Source organism: Microbacterium sp. HJ5, from assembly GCF_054824025.1.
The window spans coordinates 1-24455 of record NZ_JSYE01000059.1 but is presented as its reverse complement, the minus strand read 5'-3'; the positions used below and the strand labels follow the sequence as shown (position 1 = coordinate 24455).

21 protein-coding genes are annotated in these 24455 nt (G+C 67.5%); 14 read left to right on the top strand and 7 right to left on the bottom strand.

Annotated elements, in window-relative coordinates:
* Positions 1–319 (top strand): hypothetical protein (locus OB08_RS16675; RefSeq protein ID WP_461476730.1); only part of this gene is annotated, 319 nt, incomplete at its 5' end.
* Positions 320–776: 457 nt separating this feature from the next.
* On the opposite strand, the gene OB08_RS16670 is transcribed toward OB08_RS16675, so the two are convergent.
* Positions 777–1709, bottom strand: a complete 933-nt coding sequence (locus tag OB08_RS16670; RefSeq protein WP_461476728.1) for a LysR family transcriptional regulator — start codon at positions 1707–1709, stop codon at positions 777–779.
* 119 nt (positions 1710–1828) lie between these two features.
* Here OB08_RS16670 and OB08_RS16665 point away from each other — a divergent pair, with 119 nt between their 5' ends.
* Positions 1829–5293, top strand: a complete 3465-nt coding sequence (locus OB08_RS16665) for a bifunctional proline dehydrogenase/L-glutamate gamma-semialdehyde dehydrogenase (protein ID WP_461476726.1) — start codon at positions 1829–1831, stop codon at positions 5291–5293.
* An 89-nt stretch (positions 5294–5382) separates the two neighbouring features.
* Positions 5383–6447: a nuclear transport factor 2 family protein gene (locus OB08_RS16660; RefSeq protein ID WP_461476725.1), complete on the top strand. Its 1065-nt coding sequence runs from the start codon at positions 5383–5385 to the stop codon at positions 6445–6447.
* Between the two features lie 59 nt (positions 6448–6506).
* Here OB08_RS16660 and OB08_RS16655 read toward each other — a convergent pair whose 3' ends face one another.
* Positions 6507–7577 carry an ester cyclase gene (locus OB08_RS16655; protein WP_461476723.1) on the bottom strand — a complete coding sequence of 357 codons (1071 nt, stop codon included), beginning with the start codon at positions 7575–7577 and terminating at the stop codon, positions 6507–6509.
* Positions 7578–7641: 64 nt separating this feature from the next.
* Between OB08_RS16655 and OB08_RS16650 the strand changes: the two genes are divergently transcribed.
* The 7 genes from OB08_RS16650 to OB08_RS16620 all read left to right on the top strand — a co-directional run bounded on the left by OB08_RS16650 (position 7642) and on the right by OB08_RS16620 (position 15175).
* Positions 7642–8643, top strand: a complete 1002-nt coding sequence (locus OB08_RS16650) for a LacI family DNA-binding transcriptional regulator (RefSeq protein ID WP_461476721.1) — start codon at positions 7642–7644, stop codon at positions 8641–8643.
* A 76-nt stretch (positions 8644–8719) separates the two neighbouring features.
* Positions 8720–9748 (top strand): ornithine cyclodeaminase, encoded by a 1029-nt coding sequence (locus OB08_RS16645; RefSeq protein WP_461476719.1) that lies wholly within the window; start codon positions 8720–8722, stop codon positions 9746–9748.
* Positions 9749–10021: 273 nt separating this feature from the next.
* Positions 10022–11338, top strand: a complete 1317-nt coding sequence (locus OB08_RS16640) for an ABC transporter substrate-binding protein (protein WP_461476717.1) — start codon at positions 10022–10024, stop codon at positions 11336–11338.
* A 28-nt stretch (positions 11339–11366) separates the two neighbouring features.
* Positions 11367–12242 carry a carbohydrate ABC transporter permease gene (locus tag OB08_RS16635; RefSeq protein WP_461476715.1) on the top strand — a complete coding sequence of 292 codons (876 nt, stop codon included), beginning with the start codon at positions 11367–11369 and terminating at the stop codon, positions 12240–12242.
* Positions 12239–13153 (top strand): carbohydrate ABC transporter permease, encoded by a 915-nt coding sequence (locus OB08_RS16630; protein ID WP_461476713.1) that lies wholly within the window; start codon positions 12239–12241, stop codon positions 13151–13153. The genes OB08_RS16635 and OB08_RS16630 overlap by 4 nt, the downstream gene beginning before the upstream one ends.
* Before the next feature lie 61 nt (positions 13154–13214).
* Positions 13215–14177: an ester cyclase gene (locus OB08_RS16625; RefSeq protein ID WP_461476711.1), complete on the top strand. Its 963-nt coding sequence runs from the start codon at positions 13215–13217 to the stop codon at positions 14175–14177.
* A complete protein-coding gene (locus OB08_RS16620) occupies positions 14177–15175 on the top strand; it encodes a nuclear transport factor 2 family protein (protein WP_461476709.1) in 999 nt (332 codons plus the stop codon). Before OB08_RS16625 ends, OB08_RS16620 begins: the two co-directional genes overlap by 1 nt.
* Positions 15176–15245: 70 nt before the next feature.
* On the opposite strand, the gene OB08_RS16615 is transcribed toward OB08_RS16620, so the two are convergent.
* From OB08_RS16615 to hisD, 3 genes are read right to left on the bottom strand one after another with little or no spacing between them, the layout of a single operon-like run.
* Positions 15246–15992 (bottom strand): HpcH/HpaI aldolase family protein, encoded by a 747-nt coding sequence (locus OB08_RS16615; protein ID WP_461476707.1) that lies wholly within the window; start codon positions 15990–15992, stop codon positions 15246–15248.
* Positions 15989–16747, bottom strand: coding sequence for an SDR family NAD(P)-dependent oxidoreductase (locus OB08_RS16610; protein ID WP_461476706.1), 759 nt, complete (start codon positions 16745–16747; stop codon positions 15989–15991). The genes OB08_RS16615 and OB08_RS16610 overlap by 4 nt, the downstream gene beginning before the upstream one ends.
* Positions 16747–18087, bottom strand: a complete 1341-nt coding sequence (gene hisD, locus OB08_RS16605; protein ID WP_461476704.1) for a histidinol dehydrogenase — start codon at positions 18085–18087, stop codon at positions 16747–16749. The genes OB08_RS16610 and hisD overlap by 1 nt, the downstream gene beginning before the upstream one ends.
* Before the next feature lie 100 nt (positions 18088–18187).
* On the opposite strand from hisD, the gene OB08_RS16600 reads away from it, so the two are divergent.
* From OB08_RS16600 to OB08_RS16585, 4 genes are all read left to right on the top strand, one after another.
* Positions 18188–19189, top strand: coding sequence for a LacI family DNA-binding transcriptional regulator (locus tag OB08_RS16600; protein WP_461476702.1), 1002 nt, complete (start codon positions 18188–18190; stop codon positions 19187–19189).
* A 114-nt stretch (positions 19190–19303) separates the two neighbouring features.
* A complete protein-coding gene (locus tag OB08_RS16595; protein WP_461476700.1) occupies positions 19304–20320 on the top strand; it encodes a nuclear transport factor 2 family protein in 1017 nt (338 codons plus the stop codon).
* Entirely contained in the window at positions 20313–21461 is a 1149-nt protein-coding gene (locus tag OB08_RS16590; RefSeq protein WP_461476698.1) for a hypothetical protein, read from the top strand. The genes OB08_RS16595 and OB08_RS16590 overlap by 8 nt, the downstream gene beginning before the upstream one ends.
* A gap of 149 nt (positions 21462–21610) precedes the next feature.
* Entirely contained in the window at positions 21611–22297 is a 687-nt protein-coding gene (locus OB08_RS16585; protein ID WP_461476697.1) for an alpha/beta fold hydrolase, read from the top strand.
* Positions 22298–22410: 113 nt separating this feature from the next.
* Here the strand turns inward: OB08_RS16585 and OB08_RS16580 are convergent, their stop codons facing one another.
* Together OB08_RS16580 and OB08_RS16575 are read right to left on the bottom strand one after the other, a co-directional pair.
* Positions 22411–23343 (bottom strand): GAP family protein, encoded by a 933-nt coding sequence (locus tag OB08_RS16580; protein WP_461476695.1) that lies wholly within the window; start codon positions 23341–23343, stop codon positions 22411–22413.
* Positions 23340–23861, bottom strand: a complete 522-nt coding sequence (locus tag OB08_RS16575; RefSeq protein WP_461476693.1) for a TetR/AcrR family transcriptional regulator — start codon at positions 23859–23861, stop codon at positions 23340–23342. The genes OB08_RS16580 and OB08_RS16575 overlap by 4 nt, the downstream gene beginning before the upstream one ends.
* Between the last annotated feature and the right edge of the window lie 594 nt (positions 23862–24455).

Below are 24455 nucleotides of genomic sequence, written 5' to 3'. Positions count from 1 at the left end.
GCGTGAGGAAGTCGGGCTCCCCGGATCTGACCAGCTCCAGGATGCTGGCTCGGAGAGCGTCGACCTCGGCGGCGGGGACGGGGATGGCGTAACGGTCGATGACGATTTCGTGGAAGACGGGCGTAGCAGGCTCTTGACGAGGTTTGCCTCAGGAGAGCACGCTATGCGTGCGAATGGAGCGGTTCTTGCCCTGAGCCGCGATGAGGAGTACGCCTCGAACTCGGGCGAGTTTACTCGGCAGGTTCCGGAAACATCCGCGGGAACAATCTGCGTGAATCCGATGCAACTCGATGCAGCGTTTGAGATCTCGAACCGTTGATTTCACGCGGCTCTGTGACCCGGTGCGACGCCTGTGATGCGGTCCGGTAAGGGTTCAAATCCCACCGTCACCGCCAGAAAAAGCCCAGGTCAGAGGTGATTAATTCGGTTAATAACCACGAACTGGGAACAAGACGGGAACAGTCGTCGCGAGTTGCTCGCGGCGGCTTTTTCTATGCTAGCCGGGGGTTCCTATGCGGCGCCGGCGGCACGCGCTCGACCGATTGGCGAATGTGTCCCACGGTAAGTGCCCTGAAACCGCATCTCACAGACGCACTCCGTTCACTCCGGCACCTTTGATGCCGCGGCGTTCTTTGTCCCAGGGTTTTCACCTAGTGGCGATCGTCCGCATCGAGTCGTACTGAAGCTGCCAGTCCAGCGGAACTAGGATCCCGGAGGTCATCAGCACGCGGAGTTGAGCAGGCCCCTTGGTGCCGGAGACGATCGAGCCGTCTACTTCATCTCGAAGATCGAACCCTGGTGGTCGCACCGCGGTCAGCATCCAGTGCGAGGGGGTCTTCGAGCGCCGCCGCGAGCGCGGCTATGGCCGCAGCCACGGGGGAGCTGTCTCGCGAAGCGACGCGAGTGGCCGCGAATATCTCGCGTACGGGAAACCCGGGCAGATCCAGAAGTCGCACAGGGCTAGGGTTGCCTGCCCATACGAGGTCCGGAAGCATTGCAACGGCGTGCCCCGCAGAGACGAGCCGAGCGTGGGCGGTGAGGTCGGTGGCTTCGAACTGAACGTCGGGCTCGAAGCCCGCCGCCCGACACTGTTGAACTGACCAGTGACGTACCGCCGCGCCTTTCGGCTCGAGCACCCACGCCCGATCGCGGAGGTCCGCGAGAGTGGTGGAGCGGTCGCCCAGTGGGACGACCAGGCGAATCGGATCTGTGCCCAACACCACTCTGTCGATCCCGTCCTGCAGCTGACGCGTCTGTCCGGGGTATTGTTCGGCAACGACAATGTCAAATGCGCGCGCCTGCAGCTCGAACAATCCGTCCTCGGGCGGCATCTCCGCCATCTCGACCCTCAGTGTCGGCAGGCGCTGATTCAGCCACGAAACCGCCTTCGGGACCAGCGCCTGTGCTGCCGTCGCCATCACGGCCATGCGCACTGTCATCGCCGCAGCCTGACTTTGTGAGAGCTCGGCGCGGGCGGCCTCATCGAGCTCTAGAGCTTTCGCGGCGTGGCGGGCGAGCAGGCGACCCTGTGCCGTGAGACGCACCCGGCGCCCATCCGGTTCCAGCAGCGCGACGCCGGCCTCGCGCTCGAGGATCGCCAGTTGCTGCGACACAGTGGACGGGCTGTATGCGAGTGCTGTTGCGACCTCGGCGATCGTGCCTCTCAAAGCGAGTTCATGAAGAAGGCGCAACCTGCGTAGTTCCAACACGACGCCTCACTCCATTCATCAGTAAAAACGAACAGTACTGATCATAAACGTTCGCTTTTAACGAGGCTCATATTTTCCCACACTGGACTCACACCACCATCGGCATCCCAGGAAGCACCATGACGTACACCATCCCCTCCGGTACCAGCGCCGATATCGCTGCACTCGCCGACGACGCTGTCGCGCTCGTGGAACGCTGGCTGGCGGAGAGCCGGGACGTCCCTGTGGATGCCGCGGCGAAGCGACTCGCCGGAGTGCTTCGCGATCCCAACGGCCTCGCCTTCACTCTCGGCTTCGTCGACGGTGTCGTCCGCCCGGAGGACTACGTGGTCGCGGCCGGCAATCTCCGGCGTCTCGTCCCACTCACACCGGCCTTCCTCCCCGCACCGCTGCGGGCCCTTATCCGCGCGGGCGCCGCGCTTGCGCCGGCTTTTCCCGGCATCGTGATTCCCCTCAGCAGGCGGGTTCTGCGCGAGTTGGTACGGCACCTTATCGTCGACGCTCGCGACGCGAAACTCGGTAGCGCCATCAGCCGCATCCGAGCGACAGAAGGCACACGCCTCAACGTGAACCTTCTCGGCGAAGCTATTCTCGGCGAACACGAGGCCTCTCGTCGTCTGGCCGGAACCCGGCGGCTGCTCGAACGTCCGGACGTCGATTACGTGTCCATCAAGGTCTCGTCGACTGTCGCTCCGCACAGCCCGTGGGCCTTTGACGAGGCCGTTCGGCACGCTGCCGACGCCCTGGCGCCCCTGTACCGGATCGCGCTCGCTCGCGGCAAGTTCATCAACCTTGATATGGAGGAGTACAAGGACCTCGATCTCACGATCGCCGTCTTCACCAGCCTCCTCGAGCGGGACGAGTTTCGCACTCTCGAGGCGGGAATCGTGCTGCAGGCCTACCTACCCGACGCGCTGGGCGCGATGATCAGGCTGCAGGAGTGGGCCACCGCCAGACTCGCCGCGGGCGGGGCCCCGATCAAGGTGCGCGTCGTGAAGGGTGCGAACCTTCCCATGGAGCGAGTGGACGCCGAAATTCATGACTGGCCGCTCGCGACATGGCACAGCAAGCAGGCGTCCGATGCCTCGTACAAGGCCGTCTTGAATTACGCGCTGCATCCGGAGCGGGTGGCCGCGGTGCGCATCGGCGTCGCCGGCCACAACCTCTTCGACGTCGCACTGGCCTGGCTGCTGGCGAACAAGCGCGGCATCGCCGCGAGCGGGTCCGATCCGGCTGTCGAGTTCGAGATGCTCCTGGGGATGGCGACGGCGCAAGCAGCGGTGGTGCGCCGGACGGTGGGTTCGCTTCTCCTCTACACGCCCGTGGTGCACCCGGCGGAGTTCGACGTCGCGATCGCCTATCTGATCCGCCGCCTCGAGGAAGGGGCGTCCACCGAGAACTTCATGTCGGCCGTGTTCGATCTGGGGGCCGACCCCGAGATGTTCGCACGGGAGCGGCAACGGTTCCTGGCATCGGTGGGGACAATGCCGCGGGATGTGCCCGCACCGAATCGGAGTCAAGACCGTGCGCTGCCGTCCGCGCCCGCGTCGGCCGACGGCTTCCGCAATACCGCCGACACTGACCCCAGCCTCGCCCCGAATCGCGCCTGGGCGGACGGCATCCGCTCGCGCATGCGGGACTCGACCCTCGGCGTGTCGACCGTGCTTAACCACACGCTATCGCGCGCCGATGAGGTCGACGACGTCATCGACCGTGCCGTGACCGCGGGCGAGGGATGGCGCTCGCTCGGCGCCGACGCGCGCGCGGTCATCCTCCACCGGGCCGGTGACATCCTCGAATCGCGTCGCGCGGACCTGCTCGAGGTGATGGGGTCCGAGGCGGGGAAGGTGCTCGAGCAGGGCGACCCCGAGGTCTCCGAGGCGATCGACTTCGCCCACTACTACGCCGAAAGCGCGAAACGCCACGCGCTGATCGACGGAGCCTCCCCCCGTCCGGTCCAGCTCACGGTCGTGACCCCGCCGTGGAACTTCCCCGTCGCCATCCCGGCGGGCTCCACGCTTGCGGCGCTCGCGGCAGGCTCACCAGTCATCGTGAAGCCCGCTCGTCAGGCGTGCCGCAGTGGCGCTGTCATGGTCGAAGCCCTGTGGGAGGCGGGCGTGCCTCTCGATGTGCTGCAGTACGTGCAACTGGCGGACCGTCGACTGGGCGAGCAGCTCCTGACCAGCCCGGCGGTGGAGCGCGTCATCCTCACCGGCGGATACGAAACCGCCGAGCTGTTCCGCAGCATCCGACCCGATCTGCCGCTGCTCGCCGAGACCAGCGGAAAGAACGCAATCATCGCGACGCCGAGCGCGGACCTCGATCTCGCGGCCAAGGACGTGGCGTACTCCGCTTTCGGTCATGCCGGGCAGAAGTGCTCAGCCGCATCGCTCGTCGTACTCGTGGGGACCGTCGCCACCAGCGAACGCTTTCGCCGTCAGCTCCTCGATGCCGTGGGCTCGTACCGAGTGGGGGATCCCAGTGACAGCTCGAGCCGCATCGGTCCGCTCATCGGCCCGGCGGAGGGCAAGCTGCTTCACGCTCTCACCACCCTCGAGGATGGTGAGACATGGCTGATGAAGCCCGAACAGCTGGACGACGCGGGTCAGTTGTGGCGTCCCGGCATCCGGGACGGAGTCCGACCGGGAAGCCCCTTCCACCTGACGGAGTACTTCGGACCGGTGCTCGGAATCATGACCGCCGAGTCGCTCGACGAAGCGATCGCTATCGTCAACGCCATCGACTACGGCCTCACCTCCGGCCTGCACTCGCTGGACGATGACGAGATCGCCCACTGGCTGTCGTGCGTGCAGGCGGGGAACCTCTACGTCAACCGCGGGACGACCGGGGCGATTGTCCAGCGTCAGCCGTTCGGCGGCTGGAAGAAGGCCGCGGTAGGCGCGGGCACGAAGGCGGGCGGACCGAACTACCTCATCGGACTCTCCCGGTGGCAGGATGTCCCGATAGCCGCCGCGGCGCCGCGCGACGCACTGTCTCGCGCAGCGCTGCGTGCCGCGGCGGGTCTTCCATCGGAGCAGAGGGCTTGGCTCGCGGGCGCACTGTCGACGGATCTCGCGGTGTGGGAGGCGGAGTACGGAGTCGTGCGCGACGCGACAGGCCTGCAGACCGAGCAGAACGCGCTGCGCTACCAGGCTGTGCCCGTGACCGTCCGTGTCGAGGATCCCGCCGTCACGGGCCGGCTCGCGCACGCCATCCGCGTCGCAGCGGCCGGTCTGCGCACAGGAGCCTCGCTGACGATGAGCGTGGGCACCAGCTTGCCGTCCAACGTGGCCACCTGGCTGGAAGATGCCGGCGTGGTCGCCGCCGTCGAGGCGGCGCCCGCGTGGGCGGAACGAGCGCGGAACCTGGCCGAGGGCGGCGGCCGAGTGCGCCTGCTCGGTGCGTCCGCGGCCGATTTCGCCGCCGTCGCGGGTGGCTCGCCCGCGGTCGCCGTCTATGACGGCGCGGTCGTGTCGGCCGGCCGGATCGAGATGCTGACGTTCCTGCGCGAGCAGGCCGTGTCGATCTCGGCGCATCGCTTCGGCACGCCACGCCGCGTGGTCGTTCCGGTGCTCGCCCCTTGACGCTGAGGAGCACGGGCGCGGGGGATCGTGTGCATACGCATACCCTGAACTCAGGGCCGTGCCGCGCCCGACTCGAAGGGGAGACATGTATGGATGCCACCAGCCGCGCGTCGGACAAGCTGACGATCATGAAGCTGCTCACCGCGCTCGCAGACGCGGACACCGGCGGATTGCGGGAGGCGCTGGCGGAGCATTGCCACGAGGACGCGGTCTTCGAGGTGTTCCATCCGTTCAACACCCTCCGCGGGATCGGCGAGGCTGCCGACGGTTTCTTCGAGCCGCTCAAGGCCTCGTTCCCCGACTACGAGCACCGGCTGGGACTGTGCATCGCCGACGTATACGAGGGTCGCAACGTGGTGTCGACGCTCGGGCATCTGATGGGCACATGGTCGGAGCAGTGGCTCGGCATCCCCGCGACACACGGCCTGACGTTCGTGCGATTCGGGCTGAACGCCGTCATGGAAGAGGGGAAGGTCGCCAAGGCGTACATCCTCTTCGATGCTGTCGACGTGATGAGGCAGGCGGGACGCTATCCGTTCCGCGCGATGCCCGGGAGCGCGGAGCAGTGGCCCCTCCCCCCGATCGACACGGGCGCGACCGCGCTCGGGCACGACGGCGACCTCGGTGGGCGGACGCTACGGATCGTGCGCGAGATGCAGGGGAGCCTCGGGTCGGGGTCCGACCTGGCCGACCACGTCCTCACCGTCGACCACAGTCCGCACTGGCACACGAACATGAACTGGTACGGTCCGGCAGGAATCGGCTCCACCCGCGGGCAGAGGGGATTCGACGACTACCACGGCGCACTATTCATCCAGGCGTTCCCTGACCGCACGGGCTTCCCCCGTGTGCCGGGAGGCCCCGAAGAAGCGCCCGGCCACTACATCCAGGCGGGAGACGGCAGGTTCGCCGTAACGGGCGGCTGGCCCTCCCTGCACGGCACGCACAGTGGGGGACAGTGGCTGGGGATGCCGCCGACGGGCCGCCGGATCGAGATGCGCGTCGCGGACTGGTACCGCGTCGACGAGGACGACAAGCTGATCGACAACTGGGTGCTCATCGACGTGCTCCACATGCTCGCGCAGATGGGCTACGACGTGCTCGACGACCTCACCTTCATGGTCGACCCTCGCAAGCCGCGCTGGATCGCCTGAGCCAGAGGGTCGCGTGAACGCGCCCGTCGCGGATCGCAGGGATCCGCGACGGGCGCTTCTTACTGAGCCAAGGGCGCGGCGGGGTTTGCCCGCAGCTGCTCTATCTGCACGCGCAGAGCGAGCTCGTCGTACACCCGATGCTCCCGATGGATGCTGCCGGACTCGACGAGGAACTGCGAAGCGCCGATGATCTGCACGGGAAGGCCGGTGGCAGCTCCGTACACCCCGTAGCCCGAGTACGAGCCCTCCAGCATCCAGATCGCGGTGATCCGGCGACCGGCTCGGGCCGAGTCGTGCGCGCAGACGTCGAGGACGCGCATCCGCGCGTCGGGGAACGCGGAGTGGATGTCCAGCGTCTCCGTCGAGTACTGCGCAATCCCCTGCAGGGTTCGTCCGCGCGAGGTGTGCAGGACGACGTCCTTGCCGAAATGGTCGGCCAGGCGGTCGTGCCGGTGCGTGTTCCACACCGCGTCCATGGCGTCGAGAACCCGCCGGCAGTCGTCGTCGGCCGCGGTGCGCGGACGGTCGCCGGACACCCCCGCGCGCAGCGGGTCGGCGGGGATCGCAAGTTCGAGGGGTCGCCACGCGGATCGCTCTGCGATCTCCAGCGACAGCCGCTCCAGGTCGAAGCCGAGGTCCGTGACAAGGCGCGCCTCATCGCGCACGACCCACTCCTCGACGATCCGGCCGTCCCTCACGAGGCAGTGTGCCAGCGCGCGCTTCTCGAAATGACGACCCGTCGGCGGCCCGTACTCCGTCCAACCCGTGTTGGTGCCTGTGCTGTAGACGCGGTGCGCCGAGACGAAGCCGCTTCCCCGCTGCTCCCAGACAACATCCTCACCGAAGCCCACTTCGTCGGGGAATGAGCGGATGCTCTGCAGCGTCCCCTGGACGACGGGCTGGACGCCGCGTGAGGTTCCGTAGGCCCCGTGCAGGACGACGTCCTCCGCGTAGTAGCGCGAACTGATCAGCCCCACTCCCCGGTCGACCCAGATCTCGTCCGTGCAGCGGAGGATGTACTCCTCCACGCTGCTGAACGGGGCGAAGGCGCCCGTGGGAAGCGAGGGGGAGTCCTGCGCGGATTCGGTCTGTGGGGTGAGCCGCGGGTCGGCGTGCACATCGGTTCGCATTCGTCTACAGTATACGTATGCATGACGCGTTACCAGAGTGGGCGGTGCAGGGAGGGGCGCGGCGATGGCGGTGACCAGTCACGATGTCGCCCGCCTGGCCGGCGTGTCGCAGGCCACGGTCTCCCGTGCGCTGCGGGACGACCCGCGGGTGTCGCAGCAGACGAGGAATGCCGTGGCCGAGGCCGCGCAGGCGCTCGGGTACGTGCGGAGCGAGATCGGCCGCAGCCTCTCCACGCGATCCACGCATCAGATCGCGATGGTCGCCGACCTCGACAACGCGCTCTACCCCAGGTTGGTCGCGCCTCTTCACGATGCGCTGATGCACCGCGGCTACCGGATGGTGGTACTAGCCGAGCGCGGGGACGAGATGGCCGCCTTCACCCGGCTGCTGGACGGCTCGGTCGACGGCGCCGTGCTCACCACGTCACAACTGCGTTCCTCGCTGCCCTTCATGCTGCGCACCAAGCAGTTCCCCTTCGTGCAGATGAATCGCATCAGCGATCTCGCCGAGGCCGACAGCGTGACCGCCGACAACAGCGCGGGAGCCGCAGCGGTCGCCGGGCTCCTCGCGGCCCAGGGGCACAAGCGCATCGGGGTCCTGGCGGGGCCGGACACCACGAGCAGCTCGCGAGACCGCGAGGCGGGCTTCCGCGAGGCGCTCGACAAGCGCGGGATCGATCTGCCGTCGCGCCGCGTCGCGCGCGGCGAGTTCACCTACAGCGACGGCAGCCGCGGACTTCGCGAGCTGATGTCGGGGGATGACCGACCGACGGCCGTCTTCTGCGTCACAGATCTCCTCGCGGTGGGGGCACTCCACGAGGCGCACGTCATGGGACTCCGCGTGCCGGACGACGTCTCGATCGTCGGGTTCGACGATCTCGAGCTCGCTGCGTGGCCGGGGATCAATCTCACCACGGTGCGGGTCGACTTCCTTCGCATGGCGGAGCTCGCCGCGGACCTGATCCTGGATCGCCTCATCGTCGGACGGGCAGCGCCCACGAGGCATCACGTGTTGCCGACCGAGCTGATCCTGCGCGGCACCCATCGGTCGCGGCTCGCACGGTGAACCGGGCCGCGCACGACCCGACAACACGGCACCGCGACGACGCGCGCGGTGCTGACGAGAATAGAGAGGTGACGCTGTGACGTCATACGTGGGAGTCGTCGACATGCTGCGGTGGATCGCACAGACCGGCCCCGAGCGCATCATGACCGAGATGGCCGACGCCATCGAGGGCGACTTCCGGCGGTGGGAGTCGTTCGACAAAACCCACAGGGTGGCGAGTCACAGTCCGTTCGGAGTCATCGAGCTGATGCCCATCAGCGACGCGGACGTCTACGCCTTCAAGTACGTGAACGGGCATCCGTTCAACCCCTCCCGTGGGTTCCAGACCGTCACGGCGTTCGGCGTTCTCGCCGACGTCCACAACGGATATCCGGTCTTCCTGGCGGAGATGACGCTGCTGACCGCGCTGCGGACGGCGGCCACCTCGGCGATGGTGGCGCGGACTCTCGCGCGCCCCGAGGCGCGGACCATGGCGATGATCGGCGCGGGCAGCCAGGCGGAGTTCCAGGCGCTGGCGTTCCGCGGAGTGCTGGGCATCGACCACCTGCGTGTCTACGACGTGGATCCGGCCGCCACCGAGAAGCTGATGCGCAATCTGGTCCCGAGAGGGTTCGGGGTCATTCCGTGCGCCTCCGCAGCCGAGGCCGCACGGGGCGCCGACATCGTCACCACGTGCACGGCGGACAAGGCAGTCGCCCGGGTGCTCGCCGACTCGAACGTCGCTCCAGGGATGCACATCAACGCGATCGGCGGCGATTGCCCCGGCAAGACCGAGTTGGATCCGGCGATACTCGAGCGCGGCCCCGTGTTCGTCGAGTACGAGCCGCAGACCCGGATCGAGGGGGAGATCCAGGCAGTGGAGCCGGACTTCCCGGTGACGGAGTTCTGGCGCGTGCTTAACGGATCCGCACCGGGGCGGACCCACAGCGAGCAGATCACGATCTTCGATTCGGTGGGCTTCGCGATCGAGGACTTCTCGGCGCTCCGTCACCTTCGCGCAGGCGTGGCCGGCACGCAGCTAGAGCAGACCCTCGATCTCGTCGCGTCCCCCGAGGACCCCAAGGACCTGTTCGGGATGACGAACCTTCCCGTTCCCGTCGGCTGAGGCCGTCGCGCGCGGCGCACGCACGGCCGTCGACGCGCGCTTCACTCAGCCAAGCCAGGGATACTACCTGCGGCGCAGTCTTGACGGCGACCCGGCCAGATCACTCTCCCGCGCCATCTCGCGCCAACGTGGGGTGCACAGCGCGTGCATACGGGTGCACATTCTGGATCCACTCTCTCGAAACCCAATATTCCGCCTGCGGTGGCCTTGACGGAGCGGGGTGGATGATGTTCAGATATACGTATTCATAAATCCGAAACAAGGAGGTTTCCGATGGCACGATCACTCAAGAGGGCGGCGATGACGGCGGCGGGCGCGATGTCCGTCGTGCTCGTTCTGACCGCGTGCGGCGCCGGATCACGTTCCGGCGCACAGTCCGTCGACGCCGTCGACTGCGAGTTTCCCGAGCAGGACCCGGCGGTCAAGGTCAACGTCCTCGCCTACAGCTCTTCCGCGACCGACCCCTTCACGAACATGATGGTCGCCAGCTGCTCCAAGGACGGGGTGGAGGTCGCGCACGCGCCAATCGACTTCAGCGGCCAGTACACGAAGACCGCGACGACCCTAGCCGGTGACACGGGCACCTACGACATCATCGAGATGTATTCGGGAGCCGTGCCGAGGTACGGGTCGACCGGAGCGCTGCTGGACCTGAACGACCTGTTCGAGCAGTACACCGAGTCGCACGACCTCGACGAGCTGGCCCCGGCGATGCTCGAGGGACTGTCCCACGACGGCAAGCTCTACGCGCTGCCCACGCAGGCCAACGTCTTCACGCTCGCCTACCGGGAGGACATCTACGAGGACCTCGGCCTCGATGCGCCCGAGACCTACGCGGACGTCCTCGAGGATGCGAAGGTCATCCAGGAGAAGGGCGGCATCAAATACCCCGTCGCGCTCCCGTTCGCCGACAGCACGTCGACGCTCTACGAAGGCACTCTCGCTTCCCAAGGCGCGACCTACGTCGATCCCGAGACCGGCGAGCCCACATTCCTCTCCGATGAGGCGAACAGCGGCCTGAGTGCACTGGCCGACCTCGCCCCGTATATGGACCCGCAGGTGATCTCGTTCGATCAGCCCCGGGTGCAGCAGCAGCTGTTCAACGGTACGGCGGCCATCGGCATCATGTACTCCGGCCGGCTGTCGGACCTCGCGGACCCCGAAGTCTCGCAGTACCCCGATGCCTTCGCGTATGCGCCCGCGCCGTCGGTCGAGCCCGGCGGAAAGACCAGCTCGATCCTCTCCGTGGACGGATGGTCCATTCCGAAGAACACCAAGATCGACCCCGATCTGCTCTTCCGGCTGATGGTCGCCTCGATCACCGCGGAGGCCTCGGAGCAGGCGGTGCCGCACGCCTTCCCGGCTCGCGTCGACGTCGTGACCGAACGGAACACTCCTTACGCCGAGGCAGTGGAGGCAGCGCTCGCCAACGGCGCCGGCGCTCCGCCGATGGAGACCTGGCTGGGTACGGTGCAGAGCGACACGTCCGCACTGCTTCAGCGCGCGATCACGGGCCAGTCCTCGGTCGAGGACGCGCTCGCTGCGGCGCAGAAGGCCGCGGCGCCCGCGATCAGCGGATCCGCCGGATAGATCTCGGGAACGCGAGAAGGAGACGGGAATGCGACACCGCGACCTGTGGCTGGGGGTGGGACCGACTCTTGCGGTCATGATCCTGCTGCTGGGTGTGCCGCTCATCTACACGGTCGTGTGGAGCTTCCAGAGCGTCGAGTTCGGAGCGCCGGGAGAGTGGATCGCCCTGGGCAACTACGTCCAGGTCCTCGCCGACCCGATGTTCCGATCGGCCGTCGCCTTCACGGTGGGCTACTCCATCATCAGCACGGTGGTGCTCCTGGCCCTCGGATTCGCGCTCGCGACACTGCTCCACCACGCGGGGCGCGGCAAGTCCGTGTTCCTCGGCGTGCTGCTCGTGCCCTACGTGGTGCCGGCCATCCTCGCGGCCACGGCGTTCTCCTGGCTGTTCGACAACAGCTTCGGCGGACTGGTCAACTTCATCCTGGAGAAGACCACCGGCCAGGAGGTGCAGTGGTTCACCGAGACGTGGGCCAATCGCGGCCTCGTCCTCATGGCCGGCATCTGGCTGGGAGCGCCGTTCTACATGCTGGTTCTGCTCGGGGCGCTCAAGGGCGTCCCGGGCGAACAGCTCGAAGCCGCCATCGCCGACGGCGCCAACTGGTGGCAGCGCCAGTGGCATGTGGTCATCCCGACGCTCGGACCGATGTTCCGGTTCCTGGCGCTGATCGGCATCATGAACGCCCTGGGTATCTTCGACATCCTGATCCCTCTGGCACCCAACGCCGAGACGGTGGGCTCCCAGTCGGTGAGCCTCTATGTGTACCAGAACGCCTTCGCCCGCGACCAACAGGACCTGGGCCTGGGCAGCGCCGTGAACGTCCTGATGATGATCGTGATGTTCGTCCTCGTCTCGCCCTTCGTCCGCAACATCTACCGAGAAGTGAAATCAGGCACCGCATGATGCTCCCCGCACCTGCACTTCCCGTCGAGGAGGTCGCTCCGGCGACCCAGACGCTGGTTCAGCCGAAGCGCGCTCGCTCCACGCGAGCCCAGCGGTCGCGTCGAGCCCTGGTCCTCGTCACCCTCGCACTGCTCGCCGTCTGCTTCGTCATGATGTCGCCCTTCATCTGGACGGCCATGTCAGCGCTGAAGCCGACACGGGTGGCGTTCGCCAACCCGCCGGTGTTCTTCTTCGAGCCGACGATCGACGCGTTCGTCCGGCTGTGGGAGACGACGGACTTCGCGTTCTTCACCATGAACACGCTGATCATCGGCGTGATGGCCGTGGTGGGGACGCTCTTCCTGGCGGCCCCCGCGGCCTACGCTCTTGCCCGGTTCGGGGGCCGCACCAGTGCCATCATCCTCGCTTTCGCGCTCCTGATCCGGTCGATCCCGGGCTTCGCGATCATGCTACCCATGTACGACTTCGCCACCGCGCTCGGTGTGTACGACACGAAGATCGCGTTAGCGGTCGCCTTCGTCGCCGTGGACCTCCCCTTCACGGTCTGGCTGCTGCGCAACTTCTTCGCCGCGATCCCCGTGGAGCTCGATGAGGCGGCGATGATCGACGGCTGCTCGAGGTGGGGGTCCTTCCGACGCGTCATCCTCCCCCTCATGCAGCCAGGTCTGGTGACGGCGGGTCTGCTGACCTTCCTGCTCGCCTTCCAGTCGTTCCTTCTGCCGGTCGTGCTCGCCGACATCAACGCGCAGACGGTGCCGGTCTTCCTGTCCACGCAGATCGGCCAGTCCCTGCCCCTGCTCCAGCAGGCCGCGGCCGGCATCGTGCTCCTGACCATCCCGGTGCTCGTGCTCGCGGTGTTCGCGCAGCGCTACCTGGTGGCGGGCCTCGCCGCCGGCGCCGTCAAGGGCTGATCCGTACGCCGCCAACCCCCCCAAGACTCCCACCCGGCTTTCCGCCAGAGAGGCAACGACGATGACCCAGCCGCAGCGCACGATGAGCGACTACCCCTACACCGACGTGGTGGACTTCGTCGAGAGAACGACGTACGTCATCTGGAACGACAGACAACCCGATCTGGTGCACGAGTGGTATCTGCCCGAGACGGTGATCTGGACCGATGGCGGCGACATCGTCGGCGAAGACGCCGTCACCGCGGACACCTGGGAGCGCCGACGTGGCTTCTCGGACTACTACGGGGTCATCAATGACACCATCTGGACGGGCGACGACGAGTCCGGCTACCGCACCTCGATGCGGTGGATCGCGCACGGAACCCACGACGGTGAGAGCCGGATCGGTGCTCCGACGGGCCGCCGAGTGGCCAACAGCTCGATTTCGCACTGCGTTATCCGCGGGGACCAGTACGTCGAGGAGTGGGCCGGCGGCAACAGCCTCCGGTTCCTCGAGCAGCTCGGCCTGGACACGGAGGCGGCCGCGAAACGGCTGACCTCGACGTCCGCGCCACGGGGTGAAGAGGCACGGGAGGCGACCCGGCGGCTCGGGGTCACCGTCCCCGCGATCCCGGAGGTCGTCGACGGCCCGGGCCGCGTGGTGGCCGACCTGCTTCACGGCCTCTACAACGACCGCGACCTCTCCTGGACGGATCGCGTGTACGCTCCCGGTGCGCCGTACTCGTTCAGCACCAGTCGAGTCGGCTTCGGCGCGGCCGGCGCGCGGGCCGAGGTGCAGCGCTGGCTCGACCTGCTTCCGGACCTCAGTCTCGAGATCGAAGAGCTCTACTGGAACCTCGACGGCGAGGACGGTGGACGGGTGGCGGTGCGCTACCAGATCCAAGGTCACGCCCACGACGAGACCGGCAAGGAGCGACCGATCTCGCTCATGGGTTTCCACCATATCCATGTCCGTGGCGAGAAGGTCGTCGCGGAGTGGGCGGAGTACAACGAACTCGCACTTCTCGCGCAGATGGGACGCTGATGGATTACGCAGCTGAGAAGGCCGTCGTTCGCGCGCACCACGCCGACATCATGGCCGCCGGTCCGCAGTCCGTGGCCGACGTTCTCGCGGAGCGCACGTCTCCCGACTGGCACTGGCGAGGGATGCATCCCTTCCACGAGCAGGTCGGCCACCGGTCCGTGGCAGAGTCGTTCTGGGCGCCCTTCCTCGCCTCGATGTCGCGGCTGCAGAACCGTCCGGACATCTTCATGGCTGGACGCAACGAGATCGACGGGTTCTCTTCGGTCTGGGTCACCTCGATGGGTCACTTCATGGGCCTGTTCGACCAACCCTTCCTCGGGATCGCGCCCACCGGCCGCATCGCGATGCTGCGGTACGCCGAGTTCAACCGGGTGGAGAACGGCCGCATCGCCGAGACGGCGATGTTCTTCGACATCCCGCACTTCATGATGCAGGCGGGGCAGAATCCTTTCCCACCGCAGACCGGGGCCCATCTGGTGCAGCCCGGTCCGGCGACTCACGAAGGCCTGATGTACGGGCCGCAGGACCCTGCGAGGGGCACGGAGACGCTTCGGGCCATCAACGCCATGCTCAACGGCATGGGCCAGAAGTCCGAGGAGTCCTACGCCGCACACCTGGCGCACACGTGGCACGACGACATGATCTGGTGGGGACCGGCGGGCATCGGGGCCACGTACACGATCCCGCGGTACATCGAGCAGCATGCGATCCCGTTCCGGGACGCGCTGAACGAGGGGTATCGCTTCAACGGGCACCTCTGCCGGATCGCCGAGGGCGACTTCGGCGGATTCTTCGGCTGGGCCAACCTCACGGTCAGGAACTCCGGTGGCTACCTCGGCATGACGGCGGGTCCGGACGCTGCCGATATGAGGGTCGTCGACATCTATCGAGCGCAGGACGGCAAGCTCGCCGAGAACTGGATCTTCATCGACCTGCTGCATTACCTGAACATGCAGGGCCTGGACGTTCTGGAGCGCATGCGGTCGCTCCGGCACTGAACACGGCCACGAAGAGGAGCCCAGCACCCGGCAGGCAGTCGCGTCCGGGTGCCGGGCTCCTTATCGTGGGTCAGCGCGGTGCCGACAGCACGTCGCTCAGGCTGCGCATAAGCACGTCGGTGAGGTTGTACACGACGATCGATGCACCGGCGGAAAAGGCGGCGGATGCGGCATCCCGCGTTCCCACGATGTCCATGCGGAGGATGCCGGCCTCGGCGACCGCGCGGTGGACATGCCGCGTCGCCTCGGCGACGGGAACGTCATGCGGGCCGGTGGCGGCCGCGAGATCGGAAGGCCCGATCATGAGGCCGTCGATGCCGCGCGTGGTGGCGATCTCCGCGACCGCCGCGACCCCGGCGGGGGACTCGATCATGCCGATGAGGAGCGTCTCGTCCGACAGGCGCGCCCGGTGGCTCTCGCGATCGACCGTGCCGAAGCGGCCCGCGCGGTTGTACGTCGCGAAACCGCGACGTCCGACGGGCGGATAGTGGGTGGCCTGCACCGTGATGTTCGCGTCGGCGGGCGTGTCGAGGTGCGGCACGAGCACGCCCTGCGCGCCCTGGTCGAGCGCTCGCAGGATCGCCCCGTGATCGCCTTCCCCCACCCGCACGACCGACGCGATACCGTAAGCGGCGGCGGTGGCGATGTGCTGGCGGAGGGCGACGCCGTCGGCCGGCCCGTGCTCACCGTCGACGACGACGAAGTCGGTGCCGGCGACGGCGGACATCTCGATGAGTTCCTCATTGGGCATTCGCAGCAGCACGCCGAGGAGCTTCTCGCCCGACCTCGCCCGCAGGCGTAAGGAAGGCGTGTTCATGCCACCATCCCCGCCGAGAGGTCGACGTCCGCGCCGCACAGTCCGGGCATCGCCAGTATGGCGACCACTGCCCGCGCGACTTCCTCCTCGGTGACCATGCGGCCCAAGGCCGACCGCGACACGAAGGCGGCCTCGGCGTCGGCGGCAGAACCGCCCGACCGCTCCGCCTCGAGGCGGAAGTTGCGCTCCATGCGGGGGCCGGCCACCGGCCCCGGGGAGAGCGCGTTGACGCTCACTCCCCGAGGCCCCGCCTCGAACGCGAGCGTCGAGGTCAGGCCGATGACCGCCATCTTCGAGGCGCAGTACGGGGTGCGATGCACCAGGGGCCGCTTGCCCGACACCGAGGCGATATTGATCACGTCGCCGAATCCGCGCTCGTACATCCCGGGCAGGAAGGCCCGGCAGAGCAGGAAGATCCCGCGTACGTTCACCCCGAACACGTCGTCCCACTCGGCGGGCGTGATGTCGACCAGATCCGCCACCGGGCCCGGAACCCCCGCGTTGTTGACCAGGATCGAGATCTCGACCTCGCTCAATCGCGCGTGCAGCGCATCCACGGAGTCCGGGTCGGCCACATCGCAGGCCTCCCAGCGGGCGCGCTCGCCGAGATCGGCCACGACGGCGGCGAGCTTCGCCTCGTCCCGCCCGACCAGCACCACGTCGGCTCCTGCGCCGTGGAGCATCGATGCGATCGCGGCGCCGAGCCCGCTGCCGCCACCGGTGATGAGCGCCGTGCGCCCGGCGAGCGAGGTCATCACGAGGTCGGCGTCAGCGGCGCGAGGTCGGCGTCGAGGGCTTCGTCGATCCAGTCGAAGCGGCGACCGCTGTGGCGCCAGGCGCGGGCATCGCCGGAGCGGGCGTGGCCTTCGAAGAGCTCGACGCGCGCGGCTCGGCCGCAGACCTCGCCGAGATGCGCCGACGACGCCGGATCGACGATCTCCTGGTAGGTCACGGTGCGCAGGTACTTGCCGACCCAGAGTCCGCCGGTGTACCGGGCGGCACCGAGCGTGGGCAGCACATGGTTGGTGCCGATGACCTTGTCGCCGTAGGACACGCAGGTGTTCTCGCCGAGGAAGAGCGCGCCGTAGTCGTGCATCTTCTCCAGGGCCGCGCGCGGCTCGGCAGTGAAGACCTGGACGTGCTCCGACGCGAACCCGTCCGCGATCACGTAGGCCTCGTCGAGGTCATCGGCGACGATGACCTGGCCCCAGTCCCGCCACGCCGGCTCGGCGTAGTCGCGCGTGGAGAGGTGCGGCAGCAGCCGTTCGACCTGCTCGATCACCTGCTCGCCGAGCGTCCGTGAGGTCGTCACGAGAACCGCCGGCGACTCCGGTCCGTGCTCCGCCTGCGACAGCAGGTCCACCGCGGTGAGGAAGGGGTCGGCGGTCTCGTCGGCGATGATGAGGATCTCGGTGGGGCCGGCGAAGAGGTCGATGCCGACCTCGCCGAACAGCTGGCGCTTCGCCTCCGCGACATACGCGTTGCCCGGGCCCGCGATCAGGTTCACCGGTGCGATCGTCTCCGTGCCGATGGCCATCGCGGCCACGGCCTGGACGCCTCCGAGGATGTAGATCTCATCAGCCCCCGCGAGCTTCATCGCGGCGACCGTCGCTGCGGGGATCTCGCCGCGGATCGGCGGAGTGCAGGCGACGACGCGCGGCACGCCGGCCACCTTCGCCGTGATGATCGTCATGTGCGCCGATGCCGTCAGGGGGTACTTCCCCCCGGGGATGTAGGCGCCTGCAGCCTGCACCGGAACGTGCTTCTGGCCGAGGTGAACCCCGGGAAGCGTCTCGACCTCGATGTCGACGACCGAGTCGCGCTGAGCCTGGGCGAAGGTGCGGACCTGCTCCTGCACGAACACGATGTCGTCGATGACCTGCTGGTCCAGCGTTCCCATGATCCGGGCGACGGCGTCGTCGTCGAGGCGGAAGGCATCCGGCGTCCAGTTGTCGAACTTCTCGGCGTAGCGCTGCACTGCGCTGTCGCCCTCGTGACGGATGTCGGCGATGATCTCGCGGACACGGTCTGCGACATCCTTCTGGGCGGTATCGCCGAAGGATTTGGTGGGTGCGCTCTTCAGATGGGTGGCCATGACTATGGAGTCCTCTCCTTGCATACGTATGCTCCAAGTATGCATGCGTCTGTACCTCTGTCAAGATCGCTAGACTCTGACGACATCCGGGGAGGCCGCATTGGGAATCACGAGTCATGACGTCGCCCGGCTTGCCGGGGTCTCGCAGCCGACCGTGTCGCGGGCTCTTCGCGACGACGCGCGGGTCTCTGAGGAGACGAGGCGTCGAGTTCGCGAAGCCGCCGTCCGACTCAACTACGTTCCGAGCGACGTAGGTCGTGCGCTGTCGTCCGGACGGACGCGACGCATCGGGCTTCTCGTGACCGATCTGGACAACCAGTTCTACGCGCACATCATCGCCCCGATGCACAGGGAGCTCGAGCGCCGCGGTTATCAGCTCATGCTGCACACCGAATCCGGCGACAGCGAGACCGTCGTGGAGCGACTGCTCGCCAACGGGCTGGACGGCGTGATCCTCGCGACGACCACACTGGACGCCGTTGCGCCGCTCCGGCTCCGCGACCGTGGGATCCCCTTCGTCTACTTCAACCGCGTGGGCCGCATCGCCGAGGCGGACGCGGCGACCGTCTCGCCCATCAGCGGCCTGTCCGCCGGCGTCTCCCGCGCCTACGAACTCGGCCATCGCCGATTCGGCGCCGTGCTGGGGCCGCGGGAGACCAGCACAGGGCAGGAGCGAGAGCAGGCCCTGCGCGAGGCGCTGGGCGGGTTGGGGCTCCCGTTGGATGCCGCCTACGTGCGCACCGCGCCGTATGACGCGGCATCCGGAGACTCGGCGACGGCCTCGCTGCTCGCCCTCCCCGAGCGGCCCACCGTGATCTTTTGCGGCAACGACGTCGTGGCCATCGGCGCGCTGAACGCTGCGAAGCGGGAAGGCGTACGGGTGCCCGACGAGCTTTCCATCGTCGGCTTCGACGATCTGCCCGTGGCTTCCTGGCCCATCGTCGAGCTCTCGACGGTGTCGTACGATCTCGCCGGCATGGCCGCTGCGGCCGCGGAGGCTTTGACGCGCCGCATAGCCGACCCCACAGAGCCGTACGCGCGCACGGAGTTCGAGACCGCCTTCGTCGAGCGCCGCACGCTCGGCCCGGCTCCCGTGCGCTGAGGACCACGCGGCTGCGGCCGCAGGCCTCTTGCAATTCGTTTGTGCATACGCATACACTACTGACCAATACAGACGATCGGCGGGCATGCCGGTTGACGAACGCAAGGAGCAGCAGTGCCTCTCGACGCGGTGGCCTATCGGCCCTACTCCGACCCAGACGACTTCATCCGTGAGGTGACGGACCTCATATGGGTAGACCGCTCGATCTCGTTCATCCGCCAGAACTACGAGGAGGATGCCGTCGTACACGGTGCCTACGGCACGACGACGACCTGCGACGCAGTCGTCGAGTCCACGCTCGCGCGCATCTCGGCCTTGCCGGACCGTGCCGGTCAGGCGGAGGACATCGTCTGGGAGCAGCGTGGGGACGACGGGTTCCTCAGTTCCCACCTCCTCATCTGGGGCGATCTGCCCACCAGGAGGCACAGCCGCACCATCGCCAACTGCCACTACCGTCGCGGTCGCATGGTGCAGGAGTGGATCGTGCGCGACAGCCTCGCCGAGGCTCTCGAGCGGGGCGCCGATCTGGACGAGCTCGCCCGTGCGCGGGCGTTCACCGGTTACTCGGGCTCGTGGACGCGTCCCGCTCCGGTCGACCCGATCGTGTTCGGCGACTCGGGGGCACGCCCCGACGACCACCGTTCCGAGGTCGAACGGGTGCTGGAGATGATCGAGCGGGTGTGGAACCAGCGAGACCTGCAGAAGGTCGAGTCATACTTCGACCGCGACCTGACACTGATGACGGTGGGCAATCGCCTGATCATCCGACCCGAAGGCTACCGTCGTGCGCTCCTCGGATTCCTCGAGTCCTTCCCCGGAGGCCGGTTCGAGGTGCGCGACATCCAGACCAACTACGACGTCCGCTACGCCGGGCTGCGGGTGGCCGTGACATGGAAATTCGTCGGCGACTACACCGGTAAGCCCGCTTACGGCGCGGTCACCGGCCGGCCCGTCGACGTGCTGGGGATCTCGCAGTTCACGTTCCACGGTGGCGCGCTGGTGAAGGAAGTGCGCATCTGGGACGACATCGCCCTGAGAGCACAGATCGCCGGCATGCGCGGCGACGAGCCGCTCGGCGCCGAGCTTCCACTGAAAACACGAGACGAGAGAAAGAGAAATCAGAATGAGTGACGTCGTACTCGACAAGACCGAGATCGAGCGCCGCACGATCCGGCGCACGGACTGGGTGGCCTGCAACGCAGCGTTCATCGACTGCCGGACGCCCGGGTCGGACCAGAAGGAGAACTACGCCTTCATCGGCGCAGGGGTCTCGCAGAACGCCTCTCAGGTGATCAACCTCGCCGAGAACCACGGCTTCAACACCGGCGCGGCGGGCATGCCCAACGGCATCTCGAACAACCTTCACCTGCACTTCACGGCGGAGGTCTTCATCAACCTCGGCGGTCAGTTCCGGCTGCGCTGGGGTGTGGACGGCAAGGAGGGTGAGTACGTCAGCGCCGACGGCGACATCATCTCGGTGCCGACGTGGATCTTCCGCGGGTTCACGAACGAGGGCCCCGACGACGGCATCCTCTACACCGTCCTCGGGCGCGACGTCACCGGCGGGATCATCTGGGGCCCCTCAGTACTTAACGAAGCCAAGGGCTACGGGCTGTACCTAACTGCGGACAATCGACTCATCGACACCGTCGCAGGTGACGAGGTGCCCGAGGACGTCGCGCTCATCGCCCCCATGCAGCAGCGTTACATCGACGAGCTGTCGAACTATTCCGTCGACGAGATGCGCCAGCGCGTCGTCCAGCCTGGTGATCGCACCTATAGCCGCAACGCGCTCCTCTGCGCGAACCTGCCGGGCGGTGCGGCTGAGCTCGCACTTGTCATCGGCTATGGCATGACCGAGGACCGCCGGCAGGTGCCGGCGATCCACGAGCCGCACTCGTTCAACGTCGCGTGGGTGCGGGCGGTCGAAGACGAGGGGATCCTGCGTCATCGCCACGACAAGGCGCAGGCGATCCTGGTGAAGTCCGGCCGATGGCTTGTGACCCTCAACGGCGACCCTAACGAGACCGTCGAGCTCGGTCCGTCGGACGCTCTCTCCATCCCTGAGGGAGCGTGGCGCGCGTTCCGCTGCGTCGATGCAGGCGAGGCCGACGCCGGCGAGCTGTTGGTCATCAACTCCGGCGACGACCGGGTCTACCTCGACTGGGCTCCCGAGGTGGTGGACGCAGCGCGAGATGCCGATCGGATGCTGGACCCTAACGGATACCTTGCGCCCGTCGGAGTGATGGTAACCGCGACCGAGGACGACTGAGGACCCCCGAGGCGGGAGATGAAGGCGGTGGGGTCACTCGAGCTGACATTGGGCGACCCCACCGACCATTCCGGGAGCTCCGCTCGACCATTTCATCGGGCTGTCGAGCCGCTGCCTCATGCGCGCCGCCGCTGCCCGGGAAGGCTGCGATGATCCCCGTGGTGCTGCTACCCGGCATGAACTGCTCGGCCGACCTCTGGTCGGAATGCGTCGCCGGTGACGTGCTCTACCCGGACCTCACCAGTACCAGCATCGACGACCAAGTGGAATCGCTTCTCGATCGACTGCCAGAGCGGTTCGTACTCGGCGGCTTGTCGCTCGGCGGAATCGTCGCGATGGCGCTCGCCGCCCGTGCGCCAGACAGAGTGAGGGGGCTCGTCCTGGCGGCCACCAACGCGAAGGCGCCGACCGAGCTTCAGCGAGGCGGTTGGCGAGAGTGGATCCGCCGGCTAGATGCGGGCGAGACCGCCCGCGACCTACAGAGCAGTATCCTGCCTGCCCTTCTCACGCCGATGGCGCGTGAAAGGCGCCCCGATCTCTTGGAACGCACGCTAGCGATGGGGGATGCAACGGGCGAGGCGAAGCTGCGAAATCAACTCGTCATGCAGGGCACACGCATTGATCTCCGTTCCAGGCTGCCGCGAATCAGTTCGCCCACATTGGTCGTCTCCGGGCGCGACGATCCGATCTGCCCTCCCGCCTTCCACGCAGAGCTTGTCGAAGCGATCCCCCGTGCGCGACTCGAGACCCTCGACGCGGGTCACCTGGTGCCGATGGAGCAGCCCGCGAAGTTCGGTCGGCTCCTCCGGAGCTGGTCGGTACACCTGCAGGATTGAGTCGTTGAGGTTCCCGGCGTCGCGTGGGTCGACGACGTTAGGCTCAGTCCGCCTCGGGGTGCCCTCGCCTGAGGCTCCCTTCCCATTGGAGGGGCAAGCGCACCTGACTGCGTCTAGCGACTGGGGCGCAAGAGTGCGAAGCCCCCGGCGCGGGTGACGCATTCCTCGCTGGTTACCTCGTCGTACACGCACGAGGCCTGACCGATGGTCGAGTCGGCCTCCGGTCCGGATCGCAGGTGGGCGGCGATGGTACAGACCGAGTCTTCGGTCCCGCCCGCTTGGGGATCCGTCAGCCGGCTCGGCGAGATTCTCAGCCCGTAGCCGCTGCGCTGAGATCCGCCTCTCGCCGAGCGGCGGGTGTACCGGTGCTCGCGGCTCAACGGCTCAGATCCAAAGGGGATGCTCCCGACGCCGATCCCGAGCAGGATGAAGATGATCGCGATCGGCGCGGACCGTTTGACAGTTCCGGTGCCGAAGCGATCGACCAGTCTTTGTAGGGCACTTCGGACGCGGTCGCGGGCGATCAGGCCGACGGTCAGCAGGATCAGGCAGGGCAGGCAGTAGATGACGGTGTACCCGGCGATGACCGCGAGCCCCACCCCCACGCTGACCTCGTTGCTGACCAGGCGTTCAATCGCGATGAAGTACGGGAACGCGTTGGGAAGGTCTGCGGCGGTGAGCAGAACGCCGAAGGGGAGCGCGGTCCACGGGCTGAACCAGGCGGGAAGGGTGATCGGCTGGCGGGGCCGGTCGGTGAGTCGTCGGATGCCGGCCACCACCAGGGCGATGCCGGCAGCGCCGAAGGCCAGGTAGCGCAGGGCGATCACGATGCCGTCGACGGCGCCCGCCGCGGCGCCGGCGGTGAGGAAGAGCGCGGCACCCACGCAGAACACGGTGATCGCCGCGCCGAGCACGGCAACCCCTGCCAAGGGACCCGGGTGCTTCGGGGCGGCGATGAGGATGAGCGTGACGGCGACGATGGTCGCCGGGTTGAGGGAGTCCAGCAGCGCCAGCCCCGCTATCCCCGCGAGGAGCGCGACCGTCATCGGGCAGCGGCCACGCCAGCACCCGGCACGAGGAACGACGTCAGCTCGTCGATGTCGAAGGGTGAGGCATCCACTCCGGCGACGGCGTTCGCGACTAGCGCGTCGCCGACCAGCCGGATCACCCTAGCGCGGACCGGATCGCCCACCTCCGCGGCGATCATGCCCTCCCACCGCGTGATCGCCTCGCGCGCCTCATCAAGCAGTTCCCCGAACCGGCTGTCGTCGGGGTCGAACGCGGCAGCCAGCGCCTGCAGCAGCTCGCGCTCCTCACGATCGGGAAGGGAGAGTTCGAGCCACGCGGTCGCCGCCGTTCCCGCGGCCGCTGCCGTCGTCATCGCGGCATCAACGCTCCCCAGCGCCTCGCGGGCCAGCCCCACGACCAGCGCCGCGCGCGTCGGAAAGTGGTGGATCAGCCCGCCCTTTGACACGCCCGCGGCATCCACCACGGCATTGAACGACGGCACCCGGCCGCGCTCCAGAGTCAGGCGTCGGGCCGCCTCGAGGATCTCATCCCGCATGGTGCCAGGGTAGCAGGAAAACCGACCAGTCGGTCGGTCGAGTCAGTTGCGTCGGCAGTGTCTGCCGAGCCGCCTCGTCGCTCCAGGACGTCGCGCCTCATGACCGCCGTCGCGGCTAGGGCGAGGCATCCGATCACGAGGACGAGGGCCACGACGTGGCGGGGAGGAACCCGGGTTCGGTGATTTCGCGAGCGACGATGGCGAGGGCCCTCCCTGCCGACATCCTCGACCTGCTCGGCGACGTCGGGCTCGAGATCTGGCCATCGATCGGGTTCACGCCCTGAAGCGGAATCGGTACGAGGCGGCCCTTGAAGGCAAACTGAACTTGTCTTCGATCTCGAGTCATTGCGGGGACGGGGGCCCGAGCGCCGGGGCCTTTGCTAGCCGGGCTAGCATTCCACCATGGCCTATTTCGAGGCTCATGACCTTGTCGGCGGGAGCTCGCGCCCGGAGAGGTGATCGAGGTGACGGATGCCTCTGGCCGGTCGCATCGCTACGAACTCCTCACCGTGACCTACTACCCGAAGTCGGATCTGCCCGTGACCGATCTCTTCGCCCGCTCGAGCGCGATCTGGTGCTGACCACGTGCGGAGG

Bases quoted from the DNA above. Each gene is read 5' to 3' on its own strand.
- OB08_RS16640 (WP_461476717.1), top strand. From the start codon at position 10,022: ATGGCACGATCACTCAAGAGGGCGGCGATGACGGCGGCGGGCGCGATG.
- OB08_RS16575 (WP_461476693.1), bottom strand. From the start codon at position 23,861: ATGCGGGATGAGATCCTCGAGGCGGCCCGACGCCTGACTCTGGAGCGC.
- OB08_RS16610 (WP_461476706.1), bottom strand. From the start codon at position 16,747: ATGACCTCGCTCGCCGGGCGCACGGCGCTCATCACCGGTGGCGGCAGC.
- OB08_RS16580 (WP_461476695.1), bottom strand. From the start codon at position 23,343: ATGACGGTCGCGCTCCTCGCGGGGATAGCGGGGCTGGCGCTGCTGGAC.
- OB08_RS16650 (WP_461476721.1), top strand. From the start codon at position 7,642: ATGGCGGTGACCAGTCACGATGTCGCCCGCCTGGCCGGCGTGTCGCAG.
- OB08_RS16625 (WP_461476711.1), top strand. From the start codon at position 13,215: ATGACCCAGCCGCAGCGCACGATGAGCGACTACCCCTACACCGACGTG.
- OB08_RS16665 (WP_461476726.1), top strand. From the start codon at position 1,829: ATGACGTACACCATCCCCTCCGGTACCAGCGCCGATATCGCTGCACTC.
- OB08_RS16585 (WP_461476697.1), top strand. From the start codon at position 21,611: ATGATCCCCGTGGTGCTGCTACCCGGCATGAACTGCTCGGCCGACCTC.
- OB08_RS16620 (WP_461476709.1), top strand. From the start codon at position 14,177: ATGGATTACGCAGCTGAGAAGGCCGTCGTTCGCGCGCACCACGCCGAC.
- OB08_RS16590 (WP_461476698.1), top strand. From the start codon at position 20,313: ATGAGTGACGTCGTACTCGACAAGACCGAGATCGAGCGCCGCACGATC.
- OB08_RS16635 (WP_461476715.1), top strand. From the start codon at position 11,367: ATGCGACACCGCGACCTGTGGCTGGGGGTGGGACCGACTCTTGCGGTC.
- hisD (WP_461476704.1), bottom strand. From the start codon at position 18,087: ATGGCCACCCATCTGAAGAGCGCACCCACCAAATCCTTCGGCGATACC.
- OB08_RS16655 (WP_461476723.1), bottom strand. From the start codon at position 7,577: ATGCGAACCGATGTGCACGCCGACCCGCGGCTCACCCCACAGACCGAA.
- OB08_RS16660 (WP_461476725.1), top strand. From the start codon at position 5,383: ATGGATGCCACCAGCCGCGCGTCGGACAAGCTGACGATCATGAAGCTG.
- OB08_RS16615 (WP_461476707.1), bottom strand. From the start codon at position 15,992: ATGAACACGCCTTCCTTACGCCTGCGGGCGAGGTCGGGCGAGAAGCTC.
- OB08_RS16630 (WP_461476713.1), top strand. From the start codon at position 12,239: ATGATGCTCCCCGCACCTGCACTTCCCGTCGAGGAGGTCGCTCCGGCG.